The sequence below is a fragment of the Xanthomonas sp. 10-10 genome (assembly GCF_040182365.1).
GTDB lineage: Bacteria > Pseudomonadota > Gammaproteobacteria > Xanthomonadales > Xanthomonadaceae > Xanthomonas > Xanthomonas arboricola_F.
Window position 1 is genome coordinate 3899859 of the sequence record NZ_CP144460.1, and the last position, 23110, is coordinate 3922968.

18 protein-coding genes are annotated in these 23110 nt (G+C 66.9%); 5 read left to right on the plus strand and 13 right to left on the minus strand.

The features are described 5' to 3' along the window. Nucleotides 1-14 precede the first annotated feature (14 nt). The 3 genes from VZ068_RS16320 to VZ068_RS16330 all read right to left on the minus strand — a co-directional run bounded on the left by VZ068_RS16320 (nucleotide 15) and on the right by VZ068_RS16330 (nucleotide 4432). Nucleotides 15-1805, minus strand: a complete 1791-nt coding sequence (locus VZ068_RS16320; RefSeq protein WP_349655884.1) for a PepSY domain-containing protein — start codon at nucleotides 1803-1805, stop codon at nucleotides 15-17. After that, a complete protein-coding gene (locus tag VZ068_RS16325; RefSeq protein ID WP_349655885.1) occupies nucleotides 1805-3808 on the minus strand; it encodes a TonB-dependent receptor in 2004 nt (667 codons plus the stop codon). The genes VZ068_RS16320 and VZ068_RS16325 overlap by 1 nt, the downstream gene beginning before the upstream one ends. A gap of 192 nt (nucleotides 3809-4000) precedes the next feature. After that, nucleotides 4001-4432: a DUF2946 family protein gene (locus tag VZ068_RS16330; RefSeq protein ID WP_259162527.1), complete on the minus strand. Its 432-nt coding sequence runs from the start codon at nucleotides 4430-4432 to the stop codon at nucleotides 4001-4003. A gap of 295 nt (nucleotides 4433-4727) precedes the next feature. Here VZ068_RS16330 and VZ068_RS16335 point away from each other — a divergent pair, with 295 nt between their 5' ends. Further along, complete coding sequence (locus VZ068_RS16335) at nucleotides 4728-5924, plus strand: GAF domain-containing sensor histidine kinase (protein WP_259156062.1); 1197 nt, start codon at nucleotides 4728-4730, stop codon at nucleotides 5922-5924. Between the two features lie 653 nt (nucleotides 5925-6577). Here VZ068_RS16335 and VZ068_RS16340 read toward each other — a convergent pair. Together VZ068_RS16340 and VZ068_RS16345 are read right to left on the minus strand one after the other, a co-directional pair. Further along, a complete protein-coding gene (locus tag VZ068_RS16340) occupies nucleotides 6578-6862 on the minus strand; it encodes a hypothetical protein (protein ID WP_259156063.1) in 285 nt (94 codons plus the stop codon). Between the two features lie 10 nt (nucleotides 6863-6872). Beyond that, nucleotides 6873-7853, minus strand: coding sequence for a LysR family transcriptional regulator (locus VZ068_RS16345; protein ID WP_259162529.1), 981 nt, complete (start codon nucleotides 7851-7853; stop codon nucleotides 6873-6875). Between the two features lie 163 nt (nucleotides 7854-8016). Between VZ068_RS16345 and cobA the strand changes: the two genes are divergently transcribed. From cobA to VZ068_RS16365, 4 genes are all read left to right on the plus strand, one after another. Beyond that, a complete protein-coding gene (gene cobA / locus VZ068_RS16350; RefSeq protein ID WP_259156066.1) occupies nucleotides 8017-9219 on the plus strand; it encodes a uroporphyrinogen-III C-methyltransferase in 1203 nt (400 codons plus the stop codon). Between the two features lie 15 nt (nucleotides 9220-9234). Then, the gene (cysK, locus tag VZ068_RS16355) at nucleotides 9235-10194 is read left to right on the plus strand and encodes a cysteine synthase A (protein WP_349655886.1); all 960 of its coding nucleotides are present in this window, start codon (nucleotides 9235-9237) and stop codon (nucleotides 10192-10194) included. Nucleotides 10195-10923: 729 nt separating this feature from the next. Further along, nucleotides 10924-11430, plus strand: coding sequence for an isoprenylcysteine carboxylmethyltransferase family protein (locus VZ068_RS16360; RefSeq protein WP_259156069.1), 507 nt, complete (start codon nucleotides 10924-10926; stop codon nucleotides 11428-11430). Between the two features lie 257 nt (nucleotides 11431-11687). Next, entirely contained in the window at nucleotides 11688-12227 is a 540-nt protein-coding gene (locus VZ068_RS16365; RefSeq protein ID WP_259156071.1) for an O-acetyl-ADP-ribose deacetylase, read from the plus strand. 426 nt (nucleotides 12228-12653) lie between these two features. Here VZ068_RS16365 and VZ068_RS16370 read toward each other — a convergent pair whose 3' ends face one another. The 8 genes from VZ068_RS16370 to VZ068_RS16405 form a co-directional block, all read right to left on the minus strand. Beyond that, complete coding sequence (locus tag VZ068_RS16370) at nucleotides 12654-13658, minus strand: class I fructose-bisphosphate aldolase (protein WP_104612028.1); 1005 nt, start codon at nucleotides 13656-13658, stop codon at nucleotides 12654-12656. A 159-nt stretch (nucleotides 13659-13817) separates the two neighbouring features. Next, nucleotides 13818-14003 (minus strand): hypothetical protein, encoded by a 186-nt coding sequence (locus VZ068_RS16375; RefSeq protein WP_259162554.1) that lies wholly within the window; start codon nucleotides 14001-14003, stop codon nucleotides 13818-13820. A gap of 295 nt (nucleotides 14004-14298) precedes the next feature. Continuing rightward, nucleotides 14299-15765, minus strand: a complete 1467-nt coding sequence (gene pyk / locus VZ068_RS16380; protein WP_349655887.1) for a pyruvate kinase — start codon at nucleotides 15763-15765, stop codon at nucleotides 14299-14301. Nucleotides 15766-16021: 256 nt separating this feature from the next. Further along, nucleotides 16022-16669: an HAD family hydrolase gene (locus tag VZ068_RS16385; protein ID WP_349655888.1), complete on the minus strand. Its 648-nt coding sequence runs from the start codon at nucleotides 16667-16669 to the stop codon at nucleotides 16022-16024. Further along, the gene (locus VZ068_RS16390) at nucleotides 16666-17841 is read right to left on the minus strand and encodes a phosphoglycerate kinase (RefSeq protein WP_349655889.1); all 1176 of its coding nucleotides are present in this window, start codon (nucleotides 17839-17841) and stop codon (nucleotides 16666-16668) included. Before VZ068_RS16390 ends, VZ068_RS16385 begins: the two co-directional genes overlap by 4 nt. Before the next feature lie 437 nt (nucleotides 17842-18278). Continuing rightward, nucleotides 18279-19625, minus strand: a complete 1347-nt coding sequence (locus VZ068_RS16395) for a DUF3999 domain-containing protein (RefSeq protein WP_349655890.1) — start codon at nucleotides 19623-19625, stop codon at nucleotides 18279-18281. Next, nucleotides 19622-22414, minus strand: coding sequence for a DUF2339 domain-containing protein (locus tag VZ068_RS16400; protein ID WP_349655891.1), 2793 nt, complete (start codon nucleotides 22412-22414; stop codon nucleotides 19622-19624). Before VZ068_RS16400 ends, VZ068_RS16395 begins: the two co-directional genes overlap by 4 nt. 183 nt (nucleotides 22415-22597) lie before the next feature. Further along, nucleotides 22598-23026 carry a hypothetical protein gene (locus VZ068_RS16405; protein ID WP_349657733.1) on the minus strand — a complete coding sequence of 143 codons (429 nt, stop codon included), beginning with the start codon at nucleotides 23024-23026 and terminating at the stop codon, nucleotides 22598-22600. Between the last annotated feature and the right edge of the window lie 84 nt (nucleotides 23027-23110).

Sequence of the window (23110 nt, forward strand, 5' to 3'; positions counted from 1 at the left end):
ACGCAGCCACCACATCACGCCGCAGCGTCTGCTTGCGAGCGCTGTATCCAGTAACGATCGAACAGCCACATCAGCAGCAGCGACAGCCCCACCATCGGAAACAGCAACCCGCACAGCACCAGCAGCACCAGCAACCCGCGCAGGGTGCGTGGGTCGGCGGGCAAGGGCGGCACGCCCAGCCCACCCACCGGCCGCCGCTTCCACCACATCACCGCGGCACTGACGCACAACAGCACGATCGCCGCGCAGGCAAACAACAGGATCAACTGATTGGCAGTGCCGTATTGCTGGCCCAGATGCACATTGATGCCCCATTCCAGCGCGCGCCCCACCGGCCCGTAATCGCGGTAGTGCATGTCCAGCAGCACCGCACCGCTGTACTGATCCAGATGGATCACCCGCTGCTGCTGCAGATCGGCCGGGTAAACCGAAGCCGTATACACACCACGCGCGCCACGCGGCGGCGACACGCTATACCCCGGCGCAATACCGAGCGTATCGAACCGCGCCATCGCCGCATCCAGTCCCATCGCGCCCCTCCCTGGCGCAGCGACACTGCCGGCGCCACCGTGCGCCGCATGGACGGATTGGTCTGACTGGCTTGAATGCTCCGGTTGCTCCGGTTGCTCCGGTTGCTCCGGTTGTTCTGAATGTTCTGAATGTTCTGAATGTTCTGAATGTTCTGGATGTTCTGGATGTTCTGAATGTTCTGGATGTTCTGAATGTTCTGAATGTTCTGAATGTTCTGAATGTTCTGGATGTTCTGGATGTTCTGGATGAGCCGGATGGAAGCCAGCCGCTCTCCCCTCGGGGCTCGAAGGCACTGCTTGCGCGCCTTGGCGCGCCCGCGCTGCTGGCACGGACCGGGGCGCGGAGCTGGGGTTGGGGTGAGGATCGGCCGCGTGCACCGCAGCTGCGCGCAGCCCGTCCGCTTGCCCGTCCTGCCATCGCTCGTCCAGCGCACCAGCCGCAGGCAACGCGGACTCCGGCAGACGTGCCTGCCGCAACGACCACGCCGGATCGGTTGTTTCGGATAAGCGTTGCTCCGACATCGGCTGCTGCACGCGCAGGCCGGCCGGATAGCCGAAGTCGTGCCCGTTGGCCCAGCGATTGACCTGCGCTCCCCATAGCCACGACCACGGCATGCCGGTCAGCGCCAGAAACACCAGGACCGCCCCCACGCCGGCACCGGTCACCGCATGCAGGTCGCGCCAGAACAGCCGCTGTTTCGGCGTGCCACGGACGTTGACCACCCCACCACGCCGCCCGCGCGGCCACCACAGGTACACACCGGTGAGCACCAGCACGATCGCCCACCCCGCCGCCATTTCGATCAGGCCCCGTGCGAACGGGCCGATCAACTCCAGACTGTGCAGCCGCCGAATCGTCCAGGCCAGGGTGCCGTGCTCGGGCAAGCTGCCCAACGCACGCATGCGATACGGGTCCACATACACCACCCTGCGCGTGCCCTGCGCATCTACCAGGCCAATCTCTGCACTGGCATCGGCACGTTTGGGCGTGGTGTAGCGGAACAACGTGCCGCCACCGTCGCGCTGCGCGACCTCCACCAGGTGCTGTGCAGACGCGCGCGCCGCGCCCACCGGCACCACTTTCAAACCGTGGTGCACCGTGCGATCGATGGCATCCTGATACAAGAATGCCGCGCCCGTCAGCGCCAGCCAGATGATGAAAGGCAGCACCAGCAGCCCGGCATAGAAATGCCAGCGCCACACCGCGCGATAGAACCGCCAGCGACCATCGCCCGGCGCCAGGTCGACGCTGGCAGTCCCCGTGCGTGTGCGCATCAGAAGCTCCAATCCCAGGACACCGACAGCGCGCGGCCATCGCCCGGCGAATAGCCGGAACTGCCGCTGTCGTACCACGCATACACATAGGCGCGATCGGTGACATTGCGTAGCTGCACGCTGAGTGCATTACGCGCATCCACGTTCCAACGCGCGCCAAGATTGAGCAAGGCATAGCCACCGGTGCGGCCCAGGGTATTGCTGCGCTCCAGGTAATAATCGCCCTGCGCGTTGCCCCAGGCGCTGAGCTGCACCGCTGCACTCACCTGCCACTCCAGCCCGGCGGTAGCCAGCCAGTGCGGCACGTTTTCGATCTCCTTGCCGCGCGTGGCCGGCGCGCTGGGGTCGGGCGTGGCGATGCTGGCCTTCTGACGCGAATACGACATCCACGCACGCCAGTGTTCGGCCGGTTGCAGATTCAGTTGCGCATCCCACCCGCGCCGCAGCGTCCGGCCGACATTGGCCACATCACCGATGCCGGCCACGCCGTTGACGCCGAGAATGGTGGCCACCTCGCCGGACGCGCGTTGTTCCCAATACGCCACCCGCCCATCCAGCAGTGCCGACGGCGCGAATTTGAAGCCGGTTTCCCAGCCATCGTTGATCGATGGCCCGAGATTGCCCGGCTGGCGACGATACGCACCATCGCCGCTACCGATCTGGAAGGTGCGTCCCCAGTTGGCGTACACGCTACCCTGTTCGCCAACACGATAGCTGGCGCTGAACTTGGGCTGCTTGATGGTGCCGTAGTCGTAGGTCGGCGCCCACACGCCGGCCAGCACGTCATGCAAAGTTCCATCGACACGATCGATGCGATACCCCGGCACCAGTTGCAAACGGTCGACCGGGCGCAGCACGGCCTGCACATAGGCACCGCGAGTGTGCAGATCGTAGTTCCAGTCGCGCAGTTGTGCGCCGCGCACGCGTGCCATGGTGCGGTAGCGCTGCGACCGGTTGTCTTGCCACTGCGCATCGGCGCCGGCTTCCAGCGCCGCGTTCCACATGCCCCAGCCGGGCTGCCAGTTGCCATGCAGCAGTACGCCGCGATGGGTTTCAGCGGTGTCGCGTTCCTGCTGCAGGCCGGCTGCGGAAAACCGTACCCAGCGTTGATTGCGGTAGCCGTTCTGGTAGGCCTTGGCGCTCCACTGCGCATCGGCACCCAGCGTGCCATCGGCGTGCAAGGCGGTCTGACGCACACGGCGTTCACTGCGATCGTCCTGCGCATACGCAGGCGAACTGCGCGGCGCCGCACGCGCACTGGCCGCATCCAAATACCCCGCCTCCAGCGCGTGGTTGTCGTAGTAGCGCGTGGTCAGCCCGGCACGGAAGGCGCCATCCGGGTCGGTATAGAACCACTTGCCGGCCACGCTGCGTTTGCGCGCATCCGCGTGATCGCGATACCCATCGGAATCGCGCCAGGCCAGCACATAGTTCTGACTCCACGGGCCCCGCTCCCAGCCCTTGCCCAGTTGCACCTCGCGCGCACCGAAGCTACCGGCGGTGACGCTGAGGCGGCCATCGTTGCCACCGGTGCGGGTCAGCACATCCACGCTGCCGGCGATGGCGTTCAGGCCGTACCGCGCATCGTTGGTGCCGCGCACGATTTCGATGGCGCTGATGTCCTGCGCAAACACCGCATCCAGATACGGCATGCCACCAGCGTTATCGTTGCTGGGGATGCCGTCGATCAGCAGTTTGACCGCGTTGATCCGTCCCTCGCCGTTGAAGCCGCGGAACGAAAACCGCCCTGCATCGGTCCCCATACGGAATTGGGTCACCTGCACGCCGGGCGCGCGCATCAACAGTTCCCAGCTGTAATCCACGTGCTGATCGTGCAGCAGCGCACCACCGATCACATCGACCGAACTCAGCACGCGCGCCGTACTCGGCGTGCGCTGTGCGTGCTCGCTCACCTGCACCTTACCCAGTGTCAGCGCGGCATCCTGCGCCTGTACCTGGCAGGCCTGACCGCACACCAGCGCCAACGACGGCGCGTACCACATCGTTTTCGACAACCGCAAACGCATGACCAACCCTTTGCCGCGTCACCACGGCAATGCAGCCGCACGCCGCCCCCACAGGGCGAGCACCGGCTTCATTCAAAGAATGCGTCGTCCATCGCGTCTGCGCAGGCGCGCCAACGCATCAAGCGCAGACAGGCCGCAGCAGAGCGGACGCCCGCAACGGGGCAAGGCTCAGGCGGACAACGGTGGCCCACGCGCTCCGAGCGCGGGCCAGTGCAAGGCCGACCATGCCCGCACCGTCGCCGGCAACGGCATCTGCACGGGGCGTCGCGGCAGCAGACACAGCACCAGCAGCGCCAGCCAGGGCAGCAGGCGTGCGGCCAGCATGCAGTAGTCGCAGGCTTCGCCATGCAGCGCGGTGTCATGGTCGCCGGCATGGTGCATGGCGCCGGCCATGGCGTGATCCGGCGGCACCGCGCCGTGCGCTTGCGCCGGCGCGTGGCCCGCATGCACTGCAGCAGCGGCAGGCGCCGGGCCGCTCATGCACATCGGCTCGGGCGCGCGTGCCTGGCTCCAGCGGCTGATCAACGGCGCCACCAGCATCAGTGCCACTGCCAGGCAGGCGAGCAGGTGCAGCAGGCGATGGCGATGGGCCGAGGACATCGGCGCAGTGTAAGCCGCCGTGTCGGCGCGAGCGATGGGCGCGGCCGGTGCGCGACCGGATGTCGCACCCCACACCGGTGCAGGCATCTGCGCGAACGGGCATCGCCTGGAGCTTGGTCGACCATCGCTGTCCCGCCGGCTCGCGACCACGTCCCTGGCGATGACGCGCAAGCCATCCCCTCAATCCATTGTCCAGGCCGGCAGTCACAGTTCCATCGATGCATCCGAACGGGCATACGTGCGGGGCGCCGCCATGCCCTATGCTTGCACGTCGTCCCATTCATCCTGCGCGCGCATGAGCACCGTCCTGTCCGATCCAGCGGCCGAGCCACTTCCCTGCGCGCCCAAGCCGCCCAGCGAGGCGCTGCGCCTCCAGGCGCTGCGCAGCTACGGCATCCTCGATACGCCGCGCGAGGCCGCCTTCGAGGACATTACCCGGCTGGCGTCGATCATCTGCCAGACCCCGATCGCCCTGATCAGCCTGGTGGATGCGGACCGCCAGTGGTTCAAGAGCGAGCTCGGGATGGGCGAGCGCCAGACGCCGCTGTTCAAGTCGATGTGCGCGCATGCGCTGCTCGACAGCGACGTACTGGTGGTGCCCGACACGCGCGAAGACAGCCGCTTTTCGCGCAACCCGCTGGTCACCGGCGAGGCGCCGCTGTACTTCTATGCCGGCGCGCTGTTGAAGACGCCGGACGGCCTGCCGCTGGGCACCGTCTGCGTGCTCGACCGGCAGCCGCGCAAGCTCACCGACGAACAGGTCGAAGCCCTGCGCGCGCTCGCACGCCAGACCATGGCGCAGCTGGAATTGCGCCGCGCGCTGCTGATCGCGGAAGAATCCGACCGCTACCGCAGCCGCCTGATGGCCATTGCCGGGCACGATCTGAAGACCCCGCTGCGCACGGCCGCCTATGCCATCGACAAGATGCGCCGGCATGCCAACGTCGATTCCATTCCGACCCTGGTGACGGCGCGCGATGCCATTAGCCAGGTCGGGCGCCACCTGGACGAGTTGGCCACGCTGGCAGCCGCCAGCAAGGCAGCCATGCCGGACATGCAGCCGCTGCAGCTGGAAGACGTGCTGCACTCGGTGCTGGGCGTCTGGCGCCAGCCGGCCATCGACAAGTGCCTGGCGCTGCGCCACGTGCCGACCTCGCTGCGCGTGGTCAGCCACCCCACCTTGCTGACCACCCTGATCGGCAACTTGGTCGGCAACGCCATCAAATACACCGAGCGTGGACGCGTGCTGGTCGGCACCCGCCGCCGGCCCGGTTATGCGGTGGTGGAGATCATCGACAGTGGCATCGGCTTGAATCTGGAACAGCCCGAGCAGGTCTTCCAGGCGTTTCGCCAGGCGGACCCGCGCAGCGATGGTCTGGGCATCGGGCTATGGATCGTGCACCGCACCGCCGAGACGCTGGGGTGCGAGGTGACGGTGCGGCCGCGGTCGGAAGGCGGCACCTGTTTTTCGGTACGCATTCCGCTGGCCTGACGCGTTCGCGCGCGGCTGCACGACGATGGGCGACCGCGCGATCAGGCAATCAGGCGGCAGCCTGCCGCACACCATATCGCCGGCGTTGAGCCGGGCATTCCGACCCGTGCCAGTAGCGGCCAACCAGGTTTGGCAACTGCCGCGCACTGCGCTCGTTTCGGCAAAAAAAAGGCGGACCCGGGCTCCCGACCCGGATCCGCCGCCAAACACGCCAGGCCTCTCCCCAGGGACCCGGGTGCGCCAGTCGCACTGTGCGCAGCCTCGCGCAACAGTGATGCGACAGCGCTAGCAACCCTCTACGACACCCCTTGATCAAACCGGTGATGCGATACCTGCATCGCCGGTCCTGCGCCGTCCACCCCTAGACGTCCGAGATGTCGCGTCATAGTTGCTATAAGGATTTACGACAGCGCCGCACCCAACTTGATGGGTGACGACAACGCCGCGAAGCCGGCCCCGACACGCGTAGGGAGAATCACTGACAGCACGCAGAGCCACGCACCGATCGGCGCACGTATGGCATTGATGGAAAAGAGGATTTTCAGGCGACCCTACGTTGCAGTGCAACATGCACGTTAGCGGACACAACAACACGCAACGCGCCCAGCGCACCACCACGACGTGGCAGAGACCGCTAGACGAATCGCGAATCCCTACTCGCCAATCCCGGCCTCATCCCCCTGCTGCGCAAACCACGCCGCCGAATGCACGTCTTCTGCGGCCACTTCCAGTGCCTGACGCAACACCGCCAACGGAATCTGCACCGGCATTGCGCCGGCTTGCAGCGCCACCCACAGCGATTCGTCCTGCGGGTCCGCCAGCACCGTCAGCACGGCGTGCTCGCGCCCGTCGATGTTGGCCGACAGTTGCAACGACATGCCGCCATCGGGTTCGGGCGACCAGAGTCTGCTGAGCGGCGGGCGTGCTGGCTCGGTCATCGCGTGGCGCTCAACTGGTGATGGTCTGGGTCAGCGATTCCCAGGTCGGCGGCAGCGGCCAGTTCGGCGCCTGGTTGCCATCCAGCACGCGTCGCAGGTCGCGCTTGTCGATCTGCGGCGCCAGCACATGCACCAGATCCAGCGCGTAATCGCGCAGCACGCGGTCGCGCGGCAGCACCGCCCAGGCGATGCATTCGGCAATCGGCGCCGGCGCCGGCCAGGCGCGCAGGTCTTCGTCATTGGCGTTGACCGCCATTTCGGCCACCAGCCCCACGCCGAGCCCGGCGCGCACATAGGTCTTGATCAGGTCCGCATCCAGCGCGGTTAACGCAATGCTCGGCTCCAGCCCGACCTGCGCGAACGCCCGCTGCAGCGACGAGCCCGGCCGGGTGGACGATTCGTAGCTGATCAGCGGGTGCCCGGACAGCGCCTGCATGTCCGGCGCCACCCGCGTATCCAGCGCATGCCCGCGCGGCACGATCACCAGTCGCCGCCAGCGATACAGCGGCACCGCGATGCCCGCACTGGGCTCGCCGCCGGCGGTGCTGACCACCGCGATATCGGCATCGCCCTGGCTGAGCAGGTCCAGCGCCGCGCTTTCGGCCGCCTGCTGCAGATGCACGCTCACCTGCGGGTAGGCGTGCTTGATCTGCGCCACCGCCGGCGGCAGCACGAAGCGCGCCTGGGTATGGGTGGTGGTCAGGGTCAACTGGCCCTGGCTTTCGCGGCGCTGGTTGGCCGCGTAGGTGCGGATGTTGTTGGCTTCCGACAGCACCGCACGTGCGCGTTCGATGACCTCCACCCCGGCCGGCGTCACCGCGTCCAGGCTGCGGCCCTTGCGCACGAACAACAGGAAGCCCAGCTCGTCTTCCAGCTGCTTGAGCTGCTTGGACAGGCCGGGCTGGGTGGCGTGCACGCGCGCGGCCGCCAGCGTGATGTTCAGCTCGGCATCGGCGATGGCCACCAGGTAGCGAAGTTGGGTCAGCGTCATGGGCTTATATCCAAAAAAGCGCGAGGCGCTACAAGGACATCGACTGTAGAGGAGTTCGGCGGGCCAGCTTATAACCGAACGCTATTTTTAGGGCGCATGAAGTCATTTCCGACAGCTATAAGCCGGCGTTACGGTCTGGCCCTCCCTTCGATGCTCCCGGTCCGTGACCTCTGTGTTCCCGCTTCTTGCCGACCTGCGTGGCCGTGCCGTCCTGGTGGTCGGTGGCGGTGCCGATGCCGAACGCGCCACCGCCAACCTGCTGCAGGCCGGTGCGCTGCCGCTGGTCGGCGCCCCGCAACTGACCCCGCAGTTGCAGCAGTGGGCGCAGGCTGGGCGGATCCGGTGGCTGCCCGGCCACTTCGAGCCGGCCTGGCTGGCGCTGCCGGATTCCCCGGTCTGGCTCACCATCGCCGCCAGCGAGCAGCCGCACCCCAACGATGCCCTGCGCGCCGCAGCAAGCCGCCACCGCCTGTTGACCCACAATGCGGCACCTACCGCATCCGCAACTGCCTCGGCACCCTCCCCCGCGCCGCAGACCGGTATCGCCCCGCTCTCTCCCGGCAGCGTGACCCTGGTCGGTGCCGGCCCAGGCGACCCCGGCCTGCTCACGCGCCACGCCATGCGCGCACTGCGGCAGGCCGAGGTGGTGCTGTACGACCGCCTGGTCAGCCCCCAGATCCTGCAACTGGCCCGTCGCGATGCGTTGTGCGTGGAAGTCGGCAAGGCTGCGCAAGGCCATAGCACCCGCCAGGAACAGATCCATGCGCTGATGCTGGAACATGCCCGCGCCGGACGTCGGGTGGTGCGGCTCAAAGGTGGCGACCCGTTCGTGTTCGGCCGCGGCGGCGAAGAGCTGGAATTCCTGCGCGCGCATGGCATCGGCTTTCGGGTTGTCCCCGGCATCACCGCCGCCCTCGCCTGCGCCGCGTATGCCGGCATCCCGCTCACCCATCGCGATCACGCGCAGTCGCTGCGCCTGATCACCGCGCACTGCAAGGATTCGCTGGACACGCTGGACTGGCAGGCGCTGGGCCAGGAGCGCCAGACCCTGGCGTTCTACATGGGCGTGGCGGGCCTGGACGGCATCCAGCAGCGCCTGCTGCAGGCCGGCCGCGCGCCGACCACGCCATTCGCACTGGTGGAAAACGGCTCGCGCCCGCAGCAACGGGTGATCACCGGCACGCTCGCCACCCTGGCCAGCACCGCGCGGCAGTTGCAGGTGCAGGCGCCCGCCTTGTTGATCCTGGGCGAAGTGACCGCGCTGGCGCCAGCGCTGCACTGGTTTGGCGCCACGCCGGTGAGCGCGACGCTGCCACACTCACCCATCGCAACGCCCGACACGCCCACACTGGCCCACGCAGCCTGATCCGACGGAGACCCCATGGCCCTGTACGACAACATCCTCGACACCATCGGCCGCACCCCGGTGGTCAAACTCCACCGCCTCGCCCCGGGCAACGTGTCCCTGTACGTCAAGGTGGAATCGTTCAACCCCGGCGGCTCGGTCAAGGACCGCCTGGCATTGGCGATCATCCTGGACGCCGAGCAGCGCGGCCTGCTCAAGCCCGGCGACACCATTGTCGAAGCCACCTCCGGCAACACCGGCGTGGCGCTGGCCATGGTCGCCGCCGCACGCGGCTACAAGTTCGTCGCCACCATGGTGGAAACCTTCTCCATCGAGCGCCGCAAGCTGATGCGCGCCTACGGTGCCAAGGTCATCCTGACCCCGGCCGCCGAGCGCGGCAGCGGCATGGTGCGCAAGGCCAAGGAACTGGCCGAGCAACATGGCTGGTTCCTGGCCAGCCAGTTCGCCAACCCGGCCAACCCGGCCTACCACCGCAACACCACCGCCGCCGAAATCCTGCGCGACTTCGCCGGCCACCGGCTGGACCATTTCGTCACCGGCTGGGGCACCGGCGGCACGCTCACCGGCGTGGGCGAAGTGCTGCGCGTGGCGCGCCCGGAAGTGCGCATCACCGCCAGCGAACCGGCCGGTGCGGCGTTACTGCAAGGCCAGGACTGGAAACCGCACAAGATCCAGGGCTGGACCCCCGACTTCGTGCCCGACGTGCTCAATCGCGAGGTTGCGCACGACGTGCTGAGCGTGGAAGACACCGACGCGATCACCATCGCACGCCGGCTGGCCGCCGAAGAAGGCATCTTCACCGGCATCTCCGGCGGCGCCACTGTCGCCACTGCGTTACGCGTGGCCGAATCCGCCGCTCCAGGCGCGGTGATCCTGGCGATGCTGCCCGACACCGGCGAGCGCTACTTCTCCACCCCGCTGTTTGCCGACATCAACGAAGGCTCGGACGACGACTGGCTGGCTGGCCTGCCCTGATCGGCTGGTTGGTGGCATTGGAAGGCCGCGCATCTGGCGCGGCCTTTTTTATCCGCGACCAGCCACCCGGCAAGCGCATTCGTTCGGCAGGCCCGAGCATGGTCCTGCGCGCCTTGTCGCCGCGGCCACTTCGCATCGCCCGGCTGCGGTTACGCACACCGCAGTTCCGCGCAGTGCGGACCACATGCCGGGCTTCCCAGCTGCCGGACGCAATCGGCCTTGCGCCGCCGTGACGAACCCGGGTTGAGAGGTAACGTCAGCAGACGAACCGGGCACAACACGTCAGCCAGCTGCAGCAGTGCCTGCGCAGCGTCATCAGCGCCAGGCACCGCACCGCATCCTTGCCGCACATCGGGCGCTGCCCCCAGGCCCTGATGGCGGGTCTGCAATCGAAACGCGCCGCGCCAGCCAATCGATACCGGCACGATGGCTCCAAGTGCGACGGCAATGCCGCGCGTACCCGCCCTTGCACGGCGATGGAGCAATGACGAGGTGGGTGTGGCGGTGACCGGCAAACGTGGATGTCCGGCCGTGCTGGGCACGGTATTGCTTCAGACCAGCGCACGCCAACCCCGGAACGCGCTCGCAACGCGCCGCACCGGACTCGATGTTCCTGCCTCCAGTCCCGCTGCCATACCTCGCTCCCGGCCACACATTGCGTTGCGGTGATGCATTCCCCTACGTGTCAAGGAAACGTTAGGATGTCCGCCGTTCTGCAGGGAGAGTGTGGTGAGCAAGCAATCGTACGGACACGGCGGCACGCGCAACGCACGCGCGCCGTGGCTGGTGATGATCACCTCGCCCGTGCACTTCGCTGTGACGCTGGCCCTGGGTGCCTGGCTGCAGCGGCGGTTCGACCTGCCGTTGCCGCCGCCGGAGCTGTTGGCCTGGATCGAACTGCTCGGCGGCATCGTTGCCTGCCTGGGACTTGCACTGGCGGTGAACTGCTTTGTGCTGTTTGCGCGCCGTCGCACCACCATCCTGCCGAGCGGCCAGCCCTCGCGGCTGGTGCTCACCGGGCCATACCGCTTCACCCGTAACCCGATGTATCTGGCCCTGATCCTCAGCTATCTGGGCCTGACCGTGCAGATGGGATATCTGTGGGGCGTGCTGTTGTTGCCGCTACCGTGGCTGGGGCTGCAGTTCTATCTGATCCCGTTCGAAGAAGGCCGCTTGCACGCCGAATTCGGCCGTGCCTACAGCGAGTACCGCACGCGCGTGCGCCGCTGGCTCTGAGGCGCACGCGCCGGGTTGCGATGCGATGCCGACGTGACCGTCATGGGCGCCGGCAACACCCTTGCGCCAGCGATAAATTATTCCAATCGCTGGCGCGCCTGTTTCGCCGGAAAGCCGCGCTGTCGGTCGATCCTTGCTGCGCCTCCAGCGCCGTTCGCGGCTGTCGCAGCGGGTGAGATGAATGGCCCCTAGCGTGGGGCTCCGCGACGCCTGACCCCATCACGCGTTCATCATTCAAATCCCATAACTATCGCGCCATGAGAATCGAAGTCTGGCAAGGCGACATCACCGAACTGGACGTTGACGTCATCGTCAACGCCGCAAACGAATCACTGCTGGGCGGTGGTGGCGTCGATGGCGCCATCCACCGTGCTGCCGGCCCGCGCCTGCTGCAAGCCTGCGAGGCGTTGCCGCAGGTGCGCCCGGGCGTGCGCTGCCCCACCGGCGAAATCCGCATCACCGACGGGTTCGACCTGAAGGCGCGCCACGTATTTCATACGGTCGGGCCGGTATGGCGCGACGGCAAGCACAACGAGCCGGAGCAGCTGGCCAACTGCTACTGGCAGTCGCTCAAGCTTGCCGAGCAGATGATGCTGCATTCGATTGCGTTCCCGGCCATCAGCTGCGGCATCTACGGCTATCCGCTATACCAGGCTGCACGGATTGCGGTCACTGAAACGCGCGACTGGCAGCGCTCGCACAAGGTGCCCAAGCACATCGTGCTGGTGGCCTATAACGAGGCAACCTACAAGGCATATCAGCAGGCACTGGCAACGCAGGACACCGCCGCTGCCTGAGCGCTGTGTCCTGCAGGTTGCACTGACGAGCGCCGCAAGGCGCTCGTTGCGTTTTGGCAACTCGCGTTGCATCGTCCCTCGACCCAGAGACAATCGATGTGCAGCGAACGCTGTGCAGCTAACTCGATGCATGGCATGGCATTGCCCTGTCGCACCGGGAGCGCAAACAAACCATCGTCAGCGATGTAGCTGGGCGTCGCAGGCGGGCAGACGGGCAGACGGGCGCAGCGGACACCGTATCCGCATCGTGCATGCCAACCCGGGAGCGGCGGCCCCCGCCCACGTCTGCGCAGTTATCTAAATGCGCTGCTCCGGGCCGACCCACAGCTCGGTCGATCCGCGCGTGGACATGCAATAAAAAACGCCGGCATCGCTGCCGGCGTTCTGGTTTACGGACGACGCGGCCCTGCGGCCGCGATCAACCGATCAGCCCTTCCACTTGCCCAGCGCCGCCAGGCCATTTTCCTTGGCGCGCTCATAGATGATCTGCTGCGCCTTGGCGAAGTTGCCGGTCATGTCCTTGGCCCACAGCTTCAGCGCAGCCTGCTGCATCGCGCGGCCGTAGGAGAAGCTCAGCGGCCACGGCAGGTTGCCGAGCTGGTGCATTTCGTTGAGGTGCGCGGTGGATTGCTCGTCGGTCTGGCCGCCGGACAGGAACACGATGCCCGGCAGGATCGCCGGCACGGTCGACTTCAGGCACATCACGGTGGACTCGGCCACTTCCTCCACGCTGGCCTGCTCTTCGCAGCCCTTGCCGGAGATGACCATCGAAGCCTTCAGGATGGTGCCTTCGAGCACGACGTTCTGCTCGTACAGCGCGCCGAACAGCGAACGCAGCGTGGCTTCGGTCACTTCGTAGCAGGTCTCGATGTCGTGGTTGCCGTCCATGATCACTTCCGGCTCGACCATCGGCACCAGGCCCTGCTCCTGGCACAGCGCCGCATAACGCGCCAGCGCATGCGAGTTGGCCTCGATGCAGGTGCCGGACGGGATGTCTTCGCCGATGTTGATGACCGCACGCCACTTGGCGAAACGCGCGCCCAACGTGTAGTACTCCTCCAGACGCGCGCGCAGGCCGTCCAGACCTTCGGTGACCAGTTCGCCCGGCATGCCGGCCAGCGGCTGCGCGCCCTTGTCGACCTTGATGCCCGGGATGATGCCGTGCTCGGCCATGTACTTGGCGAACGGCACGCCGTCCTTGGTCTTCTGACGAATGGTCTCGTCGAACAGGATGGCGCCGGAGATGTAATCGCTCAGCTTGGGAGTGGTCAGCAGCAGTTCGCGGTAGGCGCGACGGTTTTCTTCGATATTCTCGATGCCGACGCTGGCAAAACGCTTGGCGATCGTGCTGGTCGATTCGTCGATGGCGATGATGCCCTTGCCCGGGGCGACCATGGCCTGGGCGGTTTCGGCAAGCTGTTCGATGCTCATGTAGTTCCTGTGGCAGCTGCGGGGGAGAACGAAAGTATAGCGACGAAAGTCGTACACATTCCTTCACGGAATGCCTGCAACCGATTACACCTTGCCTGCGTGACAGGATGTGTGGCGCGACGCGCATCGCGGGATTCGGGATTCGGGATTCGGGAGTCGTCAAAGCTGAGCATGACGTGCAGCTTGTTGCTTGCGGTGCTGATGCATTGCGCCAATGAGGTTGAACATGCGCCACGCATGCGTTGGCTGGCGTTTGCGGGTGTTGGTCTGTTGCATGGAGCTGCCTGCGGCATGCGCTACCAACGTGACGCCGAGCGCCTCCTTCGTCGTCACCGATCCGGTCACACCGCGCGTCGTTCGCCATCCCTTCGTTCCGTCGACGGGCCTAAAAAAGGAATCGCCGTCGTGGGCAGGTTTCGCCTTGCGACACACATGGCGCGTCCTACCTGCCGCCAGGCAGCGCGGCGGCGATGTTGCGCGGACCGGGCATTCGCGGGAGACCGCCGTTAGCACCAATCAGACCAGGGCCGGGCGCTTGCCTGCGCGCGGCATCTCCACACAGCACAACGGCGGCCCTGGGGCCGCCGTTGCGTGTGACGTCTTCCGGCTCAGCTCATGCGCCGGCTACCGTCGACGGGGATTACAGCTCGCCCAGGCCGGTCGCGCGGCCGTCTTCGCCCACTTCCAGCAGACGCAGCGTGTTGGTGGCGCCGTGCATTTCCATGTGCTCGCCGCTGGTGAACACCACGCGGTCGCCCGGGCCCATGCGCTCGTTTTCCACCAGCAGGCGGATCGCCGCGCGGGCGGCTTCGCGCGGGGTCAGGCCGCGACTGTCGAAGCTGATCGGGAACACGCCGCGCATCATCGCCATCTGACGACGCGCGCCATCGTGACGGGTGAAGGCGTAGATCGGCATGTTGGAGCGGAAGCGCGACAGGAAGCGCGGCGTGCCGCCGGATTCGGTCAACGCCACCACGCCGCCCAGACCGATGTGCTCGGACAGGAACATGGTCGCCATCGCGATCGCCTGGTCGGCGCGCTGCAGATTGCGTTGCGCCGCTTCGAAGTCGGTATCGAATTCGAACTGGTGCTCGGCGCCGAGACAGATGCGTGCCATCGCTTCCACCGCGCGGACCGGATAGGCACCGGCGGCAGTCTCGGCAGACAACATCACCGCATCGGTACCGTCGATGACCGCATTGGCTACGTCCAGCACTTCGGCGCGGGTCGGGATCGGGCTTTCGACCATCGACTGCAGCATCTGCGTGGCGGTGATCACCACCTTGTTCTGCGCCAGCGACTCGCGAATGATCTTCTTCTGCAGGCCCGGCAATTCGGCATCGCCGATTTCCACGCCCAGATCGCCGCGCGCCACCATCACCACGTCGGAGGCTTCGACGATTTCGACCAGGTTCTCGATCGCTTCGGTGCGCTCGATCTTGGACACCAGCTGCGCATCGCAGCCGTGCTGCTGGGCAATCTGACGCGCGTCGTGCATGTCCTGCGCATTGCGGCAGAACGATACCGCGATGAAGTCCACGCCGATCTTGGCGACGATGCCGATCAGCTCCTTGTCGCGCTCGGTCAGCGCACCCAGCGACAGACCGCCGCCCTGCTTGTTCAAGCCCTTGCGGTCGGACAGCATGCCGTCATTGAGCACGGTGGTGACGATGCGCGCGCCCTGCACGTCGGTGACCTGCAGCTGCACCAGGCCATCGTCGAGCAGCAGCACGTCGCCGGCCACCACGTCCTGCGGCAGACCCAGGTAGCTCACGCCCACCTGGTGCTGGTCGCCGGCCGGCGCATTGGCATCGGCCACCAGGTCGAAGCGCTCGCCCATGGTCAGCTTGATCTTGCCCTCGGCAAAGCGTTCGATACGGATCTTCGGGCCCGGCAGGTCGGCCAGGATGCCCACTTCGGCACCGGCGCGCGCAGCGGCGGCGCGCACTTCGGCGGCGCGCTTGGCCTGGCCGGACGGATCGCCGTGGCTGAAGTTGAGGCGCACCACGTTGACGCCCGCCTTGAACAAAGCGTCCAGCACACCGGGCGCGTCCGTTGCCGGTCCGAGGGTGGCGAGGATCTTGGTGCGGCGTTGACGTTCTTTCATGATGGCCTCCCTGTAAAAGCCGCGAAACTTAACACACACGTCACGTACCGAGGATGGCATTGCGGCATAGCCACCCTCGTATTCCGGCATGTCTTACGGACAGTGCGGGACAGTACGTGCGTTGACGCACGCGTTGCAGCGGGCAACGCGATGCGGTCGTCACCCTAACCCGGTGGCAGTGAAGAGCAATCTGTTGAACCACCTTGCGCAGCGCACCGGCGGCGACCAAGCGAGCGCCACGGTCGGTGCGCTGCGCTCACGCGTGGATCAGCTGTGTCAGTTGCGCAGGCGTATGCGCAATCGCGCCGGCGCCTGCAGCGCGCAGCTCGGCTTCGTCGCCGAAGCCCCACAGCACACCGATGCTATGGATGCCGTGGTGATTGGCGCCATCGATATCCATGCGCCGGTCGCCGATCATCACGCAGCCGGTCTTGTCGATCTCCAGACGACGCAATGCTTCGGCGATCAGGTCCGGCTTGAAGCGGCGTTCGCCATCTTCGCTGGCACCGATCACGTTCTCGAAGCAGGCACCGAACGGCAGATGCTCGACGATGCGGCGCGCGTAGCGCTCGTTCTTCGAGGTCACCACCGCCAGACGATGACCGGCGCGCTGCAGGTCGGCGACCACCTCGCCGATGCCGTCGAACACGCTGAGCTCGGTCCAGCCCACCGCGTCGTAACGCTCGCGGTAGACGCCGAGCGCGCGTTGCACCAGCGCCGGGTCGTCGGGGAAGCACTCGGTGAAGCTGTCGCGCAGTGGTGGGCCGATCCAGGCGCGCAGGGTCTGCGGCGAAGGACGCGGCTGGCCCACCGTCTCGAAGGCATGCACGATGCTGGCGACGATGCCCGGTTCCGAATCGACCAGGGTGCCGTCCAGATCGAAGAACAGCGTGGCTGCACTCACTTGCCGCGCGCCTCGAGCGCCGCCACCGCAGGCAGGGTCTTGCCTTCCAGGAATTCCAGGAACGCGCCGCCGCCGGTGGAGATGTAGGTGACGTCCTTGGCGATGTCGTACTTGTCCACCGCGGCCAGGGTGTCGCCACCACCGGCGATCGAGAACGCCTTGGAGCTGGCGATCGCACGCGCCAGGGTTTCGGTGCCGTGGCTGAAGGGCTCGAATTCGAACACGCCGACCGGCCCGTTCCACACCACCGTGCCGGCCTTGGCGATCAGCTCGGCGTAGCGCTGCGCGGTCTGCGGGCCGATGTCCAGGATCAGATCGTCCGCCTCGACGGCATCGAGCGACTTCACCGTGGCTTGCGCATCGGGCAGGAACTGCTTGGCAACGACCACGTCGGTGGGCAGCGGGATCTCGGCGCCGCGCGTCTTGGCGTCGGCCACGATCTGGTTGGCGGTGGGAATCAGATCCGGCTCGTTCAAGGATTTGCCCACGTCATGCCCGGCCGCGGCGATGAAGGTGTTGGCGATGCCGCCGCCGACGATCAGCTGGTCGACCTTGTTGACCAGGTTGGACAGCAGCTCCAGCTTGGTGGACACCTTGCTGCCGGCCACGATCGCCAGCAGCGGCTTGGCCGGGTTGTCTAGTGCCTTGGCCAGCGCATCGAGTTCGGCCATCAGCAGCGGGCCGCCAGCGGCCACCGGCGCGAAGCGGATCACCCCATGCGTGGAGGCCTGCGCGCGATGCGCGGTGCCGAAGGCGTCCATGACGAACACATCGCACAGCGCGGCGTACTTGCGCGCCAGGGTCTCGTCGTCCTTGCCCTCACCGACGTTCATGCGGCAGTTTTCCAGCAGCACCACCTGGCCCGGCGCCACCTCCACGCCGTCGACCCAGTCGCGCACCAGCGGCACGTCCACGCCCAGCAGCGCGGTCAGGCGTGCGGCCACCGGCGCCAGCGAATCTTCTTCGCTCCAGCTGCCTTCCTTGGGGCGGCCCAGGTGCGAGGTGACCATCACCGCCGCACCCTTTTCCAGCGCCAGCTGGATGGTGGGCACCGAGGCGGTGATGCGCTGCTCGGAGGTGATCTGGCCGTCGTCGATCGGCACGTTGAGATCCTGGCGGATCAGCACGCGCTTGCCGGAGAGATCGAGGTCGGTCATACGGACGATGGACATGGGCTTGGCTCGCTAAGTCTGGGGATTAGGGAATCGGGATTGGGGATTGGTATACGGCGCCGCGCGTGCGTACACGCTCTGTGCGCGGAGCAATGGCGCTACTGCGCCAGCTTGACGGGGCGCCGCCGTCCACCACGAGGCCGCCATTGCACGTGCAGCAGACAGGGACGGCAGTGGCTCGGAGACCACAGGCAATACGACTGTCTTGGCGGCGGGGATCGGGCCATCAGGGCCCGGAATCGGCCCGCCGTACCGCAACCGGGCGGTGCGCTGGGCGGGCGCCGCCGCAACGGCGGAGGGCGCGAACTCTGGTCGGTCGAACACGACGGGCAATGCGGCTGCCTCGGCGACGGGGGATGCCCATTGTCCGGCCTTCGCAGCAAAGCGGCAAACCCGCATCGCCTGCACTCGGTTGGCAAGCGCACGACATCGCAGCGTTAGCGCGGCCGCTCCGTACCGGAGTTGCGCAGCAGGCTGACCGCAAAACCGCCAACCAGCAGGGCGCCCCCGATCAGCAGGCCCCAGAGCAGCCACTGTTTCCAGTCGCGCGGGGTGGCGGCCGGTTGTAGCGCCGCATCGCCGGCAAGCGGCTGTGCCTGCACGGCCATGCTGGCCTGCACGGGCTGCCACTGCATCCCCCGATGCTGCCGCAGTGCCTGCAGCATCGAGCCCAGTGGCGCCTCGCCACGGTGCACGCGCGCGCTGCCAGCGACCAGCGCATACGGCGGCTGCCCCTGGGCAAGAAACATCAGCCGCTCCGGCTGATATCCCGCGCGCAGGGTCGGTACCGCAGTACTGCGGCCCTGAGCAGCCACCAAACGCCATTGACGATCGCGCACCGGCGCAGACAACCCCTGCGGTGGCGAGGCGCCATTGCCCAGCCGATACGCCAACCATGGCCCGGCGCGACGCAGCCACGGCGCATCGTCGGCATCGCGGCTTTCCACGATCCATTCCACCGCCTCGGCCAGGCCGCCGCCGACATCCAGCTGCGTGATCGGAAAACGGCCGGGCACCACATAGGTCACGCCGGTTTCGTGTGCAGTGCCCTGCAGGTCCAGCCAGGACAGTTGGGCAGGAGCGACCACGCCATCCACTTCCGCATCGACCGCGTGCAACCGCGGCAAGGCGCCCGACATCGGCACGATGCGCAGGTAGCGCGCGCCGTCGTCCAGCGCGATCCGGCGTTGCTGCAGCCGCTGCGCCTGGTTGTCCAGGGCCATCACCGTCGCATCGGAGGCAAGCACACGCCAATCGCGCAGGTCGTCGCTCCCTTCCACACGCAACTGCGCCTGCACCGGCGTATTGCCCTCCCAATCCAGCCACAACGCACGCGGGCGCTCGCGCAGGGCGCTGGCGTCGAGCAACCAGCTGCCGCCGGCGCCGGAAGCTGCTGGCGCACCGGTCGCCAAGCGGCCTTCCAGCCGGCGCACCGCACCACTGGCATCGCGCTCGGCAATCAACTGCAGATCGCCGTTGGCCGGCGTGACTCCTTGAGGCAATGCGAACAACGGCAACCGCTGCCGACGCGATGCGGCCGGCACAGCAGCGGCCGGCAGCGGTGCGGTGGGCATTTCTTCGCCACGCGCATCGACCACCGTGACATCGCCCAGGCCCGCATCGACCGCACTGCGATACACCGCCTCGCTCAAGGTCAGCTGGTACAGGCCGGCGTCGGAACCGGCCACCTGCAGCGGCCATTGCTGCCGATAGTCCTGCCGCACATCGGCCGCCTGCGCCAGCAGCGGTACCAGCAGCACCCATCCCCAATGCTTCTTGCTCATGCCTGATCCTTTGCCGCGCCGTCGTCGTCGGCAACGCGTTCTTCAATCACCGGACGCGGCGGCGCCGGCGCCAGATAGCCGACCACCGTACACAACAGGCCGTAGGCCATGAACGAGCCGATGCCGAGCAGATTGCCCAGATGCTGGCGATCGACCAGCACCAGCTTGGCCAGCACCAGGCCCATCAGCAAGGCACCACCCAGCCACAGCCCGCGCTGCCCGCGACGCGAGCCGATAACCCAGCCCAGCACGCCCAGTACGCTCCACACGATGGTCAGGCTGGTCTGCGACACCGTCGCGCCGACCAGCGCGGCATTCCACGGCACACCGCCCCAGTGATGCACGCTGTGCAAGGTGCTGCCGGTAATCAGCACCCAACCCAGTACGCCGAGCGCAGTGACGCGACGCGCTTGCAGGATCGTTGGCGCGTGTGTCGACCACGCCCAGCGCGCAATCAGCGCAAGCACCGCCAGCTGCGCCAGTTCGGCCGGATTGAGCAAGGGCACCCACGGCAGTGGCGCGGCGCTGACCGGATCCAGCAATGCCAGCAGCCAACCGATCCCCAGCACCGCGAACACGCAGCTCAGCAGGCCGCTGCGTGCAGGATCGAAGCGCGCCCCTTGCGGCCAGGTCAGCCACGACCAGCGCAGCAATCCCACCGTCGCCACGGCAAGCCACGGCAGCCCCAGCAAGGCGCAGCGCCAGCCATTGGCAAGCGCAAAGGCATCGGCCAACCAGGCCATCCCCAACGACACCACCAACGGCCACAACAGCCACCAGATGAACTGCGCGACCACGGCGCCAGCGCCGGCCTGCGCGCGCAGGCACCACAATGCCCGCGCGCCGGCCAGCGCAAACGCCAGCCAGACAGTCGCCCCCCAGTGCGCGAACGGCTGCGTATGCGCGTGGTTCTGCCACAGCGCCAGCGGCGCGGCCAGCGCCAGTCCGGCCATCACCGTCCAGACCAATGCAGCTGCGGGGCGACGGCGATGCACCTCGGCCGCCAGCCACACACTGAGCGCGACAAAGCCCAGCAGCAGATCCGGCTCGCTGCGCAGATCGCCGGCAAAGCGCAGGATGTCGTGCACCCCGCACAGCGTCCACCAGCCCAGCCCCCACAGATACGCCACCAGCGCGCTCCGCCGATGACCCGCATCGCGCAGGAACCAGGCACTGGCCCAGCCGGCGATGGCGATCAGCAGGCTGCTCATGCAGGTGGCATTGGCCACCGCCACGCTGTCGTAGCGCCACGCATCCACGCCGAAGGCCACGCCCACCGCCGCCAGCAGCTGCAATGCCACGCCACTGACCTGCGGGATGCGTCGCTGCTGACGCAGGCCCAGCCACAACAACCCGACGCCTTCCAGCGCGAACACGCTGGCGGTGGCACGCGCCGACAACGCCAACGGCACCGCCAACGTCGCAAACCCCACGGCCAGCATCGCGTGCGCCTGGCCCAGCAAGCGCGTGGAGGCACGCCGCAGCAACCAGCTCGCCAGGCCGGCATACAGCGCAGCCACGGCGAGAGCGCACAACGCCAAGGGCAGGCGATCGCCTTCCAGCAAACGCGCCTGCAACGCAAAGGCGACCAAGGGCGTGCCGAACAACAGGCTGCCATCGATGAGCTTGCCCGCACTGCCGTCGCCGCGCCGCGCATGCAGGACCGGAATGGCGACATACATGGCGAAGAACAGCAACAGGAACGGCTCGGTGCTGGCGAATTTTGCAGGGGTGTACTGCAGCGCGCCCCACAGCGTGCCGATGCCGAAGGTAAAGGCGAACCCAAGCAGGTTGAGTACCCGCCACGGCCGCGTCCACGCAATCGCCACGATGCCGGCGTTGAGCACGGCGTAATACGAAAACAGCCCGACATGATTGCCGCTGCCGGTGGACAGCCAGATCGGCGCGAGGAAGCCCGCCAACACACCCAGTACCGCCAGGGTGCGCGAGTCCTGCACCACCGCCAGCACGCACATGCCGGCAATCAGCACCACGCTGATGCCCAGCGCCAGCCCGGCACCCAGCAAGCCATACAATTTGAAGGCCGCGAACACGGTCAGCAGCAAGCCGCCGATGGCGCCACCTTGCAACGCCAACGCAAACCCGGGCCGCTGCAACCGCTGCTTCCAGCCAAGCACCAGACCAGCCAGTGCCAGCACGCTGATGCCGGCCAAGCGCAGCTCCACCGGCATGCGCATCCAGCCCTGATCGCTGGCGTACTTCAACAACGACGCCACGCCGGCCAGCAACACCAACATGCCCACCTTGACCGGCACATTGCCTTCGGTGAACCAGCGTTTGACCGCGCCGATGGCGCGCGTGATCGGGTCCGGTTGCGATGCGGGCGCAGGCAGGTGCTGTGGTTGCGGTGGTGCTGCTTGCGGCTCCGACGGCAACGGGGCTTGCTGGCTGGACGCAGGCGGCACCTGTTGTGTCTGCCCGGCAACCGACGCTGCAGGCGTGTATGCAGGCAGTGTGGGCGGCAGCGATGTCCCGGGCGCAGACGCCGCGGTGCGATCGGGCGCATTGGGCACATCGGACGCATCGGTCGCCGCCGCGCTGGATGTGGGCAGGTCGGATGCGGAGCGGTCGCCCGGCTGCCCCCATGCGTCGGCCGGCGCAGAGACCGGCCTATCGGCCGCAGGCGCAATGCCCGCCTGCCATTGCGCAAGCCGCTGTTCCAGCGCATCCACGCGCCGCCGCAGCCCGGCGATCCATACCAGCGCGATCACCACGCCCACCGGCACCGCAAGCAGCAACAGCGCCACCAGCACGATTATCGTTTCCAACGCACAACCCCTGAGTCGGCATCCGGCCGAATGCGCGAACCATACAGGCTCAGGACGCGTCTGGGCAGCCAATCGCTGCCTGAAGCGCAGCGACACGATGCCGTCAGCGGCATCCGCACACGTTGGCGACATGCACGGACATGCCCGCCAAAAAAACGCCCGGAAGAACCGGGCGCTTGAACCTTATTCGCGGTAGCCGCTGTCGTTCTTGTTATGGATGATCCAGATCAGGTTGCCGCCGGTGTCCATCGACTTGCCGGCGAACACCAGGCGCCCCTGGCCCTTGTAGGCCATCTCATAACGGTAGCGGTCGCCACCGAAGAAGAATGGGATAAACGCCTTGCCGGTCACGTAGGAACCCTGGTCATTCGGTTGACCAATCAGATCGGTGACCTGCTTCATCGGCATGCCGATCTTCAGCTGGGTGAACTTGCTGTCAGGCGCCGGCTTGCCGGTGATTTCGCCTTCGTAATCGTTGATGCCCTTGACCGTTTCGCCATAGCCCGCCTCGACATCGGACGACTTGATCACCTCGCCATCGGCATTCATCCAGGCCGGCGTACCGGTCTGCTTTTTCGCCATTGCCTGCGGCGCCAGCCCTGCCAGCACCATGGTCAGCACCACGGCTCCCATCCACATACGGTTGATCTGCACGTTGTCTCTCCTTGAATTCATTGGCTGCCCCTGTACGTCCTC

Bases quoted from the DNA above. Each gene is read 5' to 3' on its own strand.
- VZ068_RS16320 (WP_349655884.1), bottom strand. From the start codon at position 1,805: ATGCGCACACGCACGGGGACTGCCAGCGTCGACCTGGCGCCGGGCGAT.
- VZ068_RS16325 (WP_349655885.1), bottom strand. From the start codon at position 3,808: ATGTGGTACGCGCCGTCGTTGGCGCTGGTGTGCGGTCAGGCCTGCCAG.
- VZ068_RS16330 (WP_259162527.1), bottom strand. From the start codon at position 4,432: ATGTCCTCGGCCCATCGCCATCGCCTGCTGCACCTGCTCGCCTGCCTG.
- VZ068_RS16335 (WP_259156062.1), top strand. From the start codon at position 4,728: ATGAGCACCGTCCTGTCCGATCCAGCGGCCGAGCCACTTCCCTGCGCG.
- VZ068_RS16340 (WP_259156063.1), bottom strand. From the start codon at position 6,862: ATGACCGAGCCAGCACGCCCGCCGCTCAGCAGACTCTGGTCGCCCGAA.
- VZ068_RS16345 (WP_259162529.1), bottom strand. From the start codon at position 7,853: ATGACGCTGACCCAACTTCGCTACCTGGTGGCCATCGCCGATGCCGAG.
- cysK (WP_349655886.1), top strand. From the start codon at position 9,235: ATGGCCCTGTACGACAACATCCTCGACACCATCGGCCGCACCCCGGTG.
- VZ068_RS16365 (WP_259156071.1), top strand. From the start codon at position 11,688: ATGAGAATCGAAGTCTGGCAAGGCGACATCACCGAACTGGACGTTGAC.
- VZ068_RS16370 (WP_104612028.1), bottom strand. From the start codon at position 13,658: ATGAGCATCGAACAGCTTGCCGAAACCGCCCAGGCCATGGTCGCCCCG.
- pyk (WP_349655887.1), bottom strand. From the start codon at position 15,765: ATGAAAGAACGTCAACGCCGCACCAAGATCCTCGCCACCCTCGGACCG.
- VZ068_RS16390 (WP_349655889.1), bottom strand. From the start codon at position 17,841: ATGTCCATCGTCCGTATGACCGACCTCGATCTCTCCGGCAAGCGCGTG.
- VZ068_RS16395 (WP_349655890.1), bottom strand. From the start codon at position 19,625: ATGAGCAAGAAGCATTGGGGATGGGTGCTGCTGGTACCGCTGCTGGCG.
- VZ068_RS16405 (WP_349657733.1), bottom strand. From the start codon at position 23,026: ATGGTGCTGGCAGGGCTGGCGCCGCAGGCAATGGCGAAAAAGCAGACC.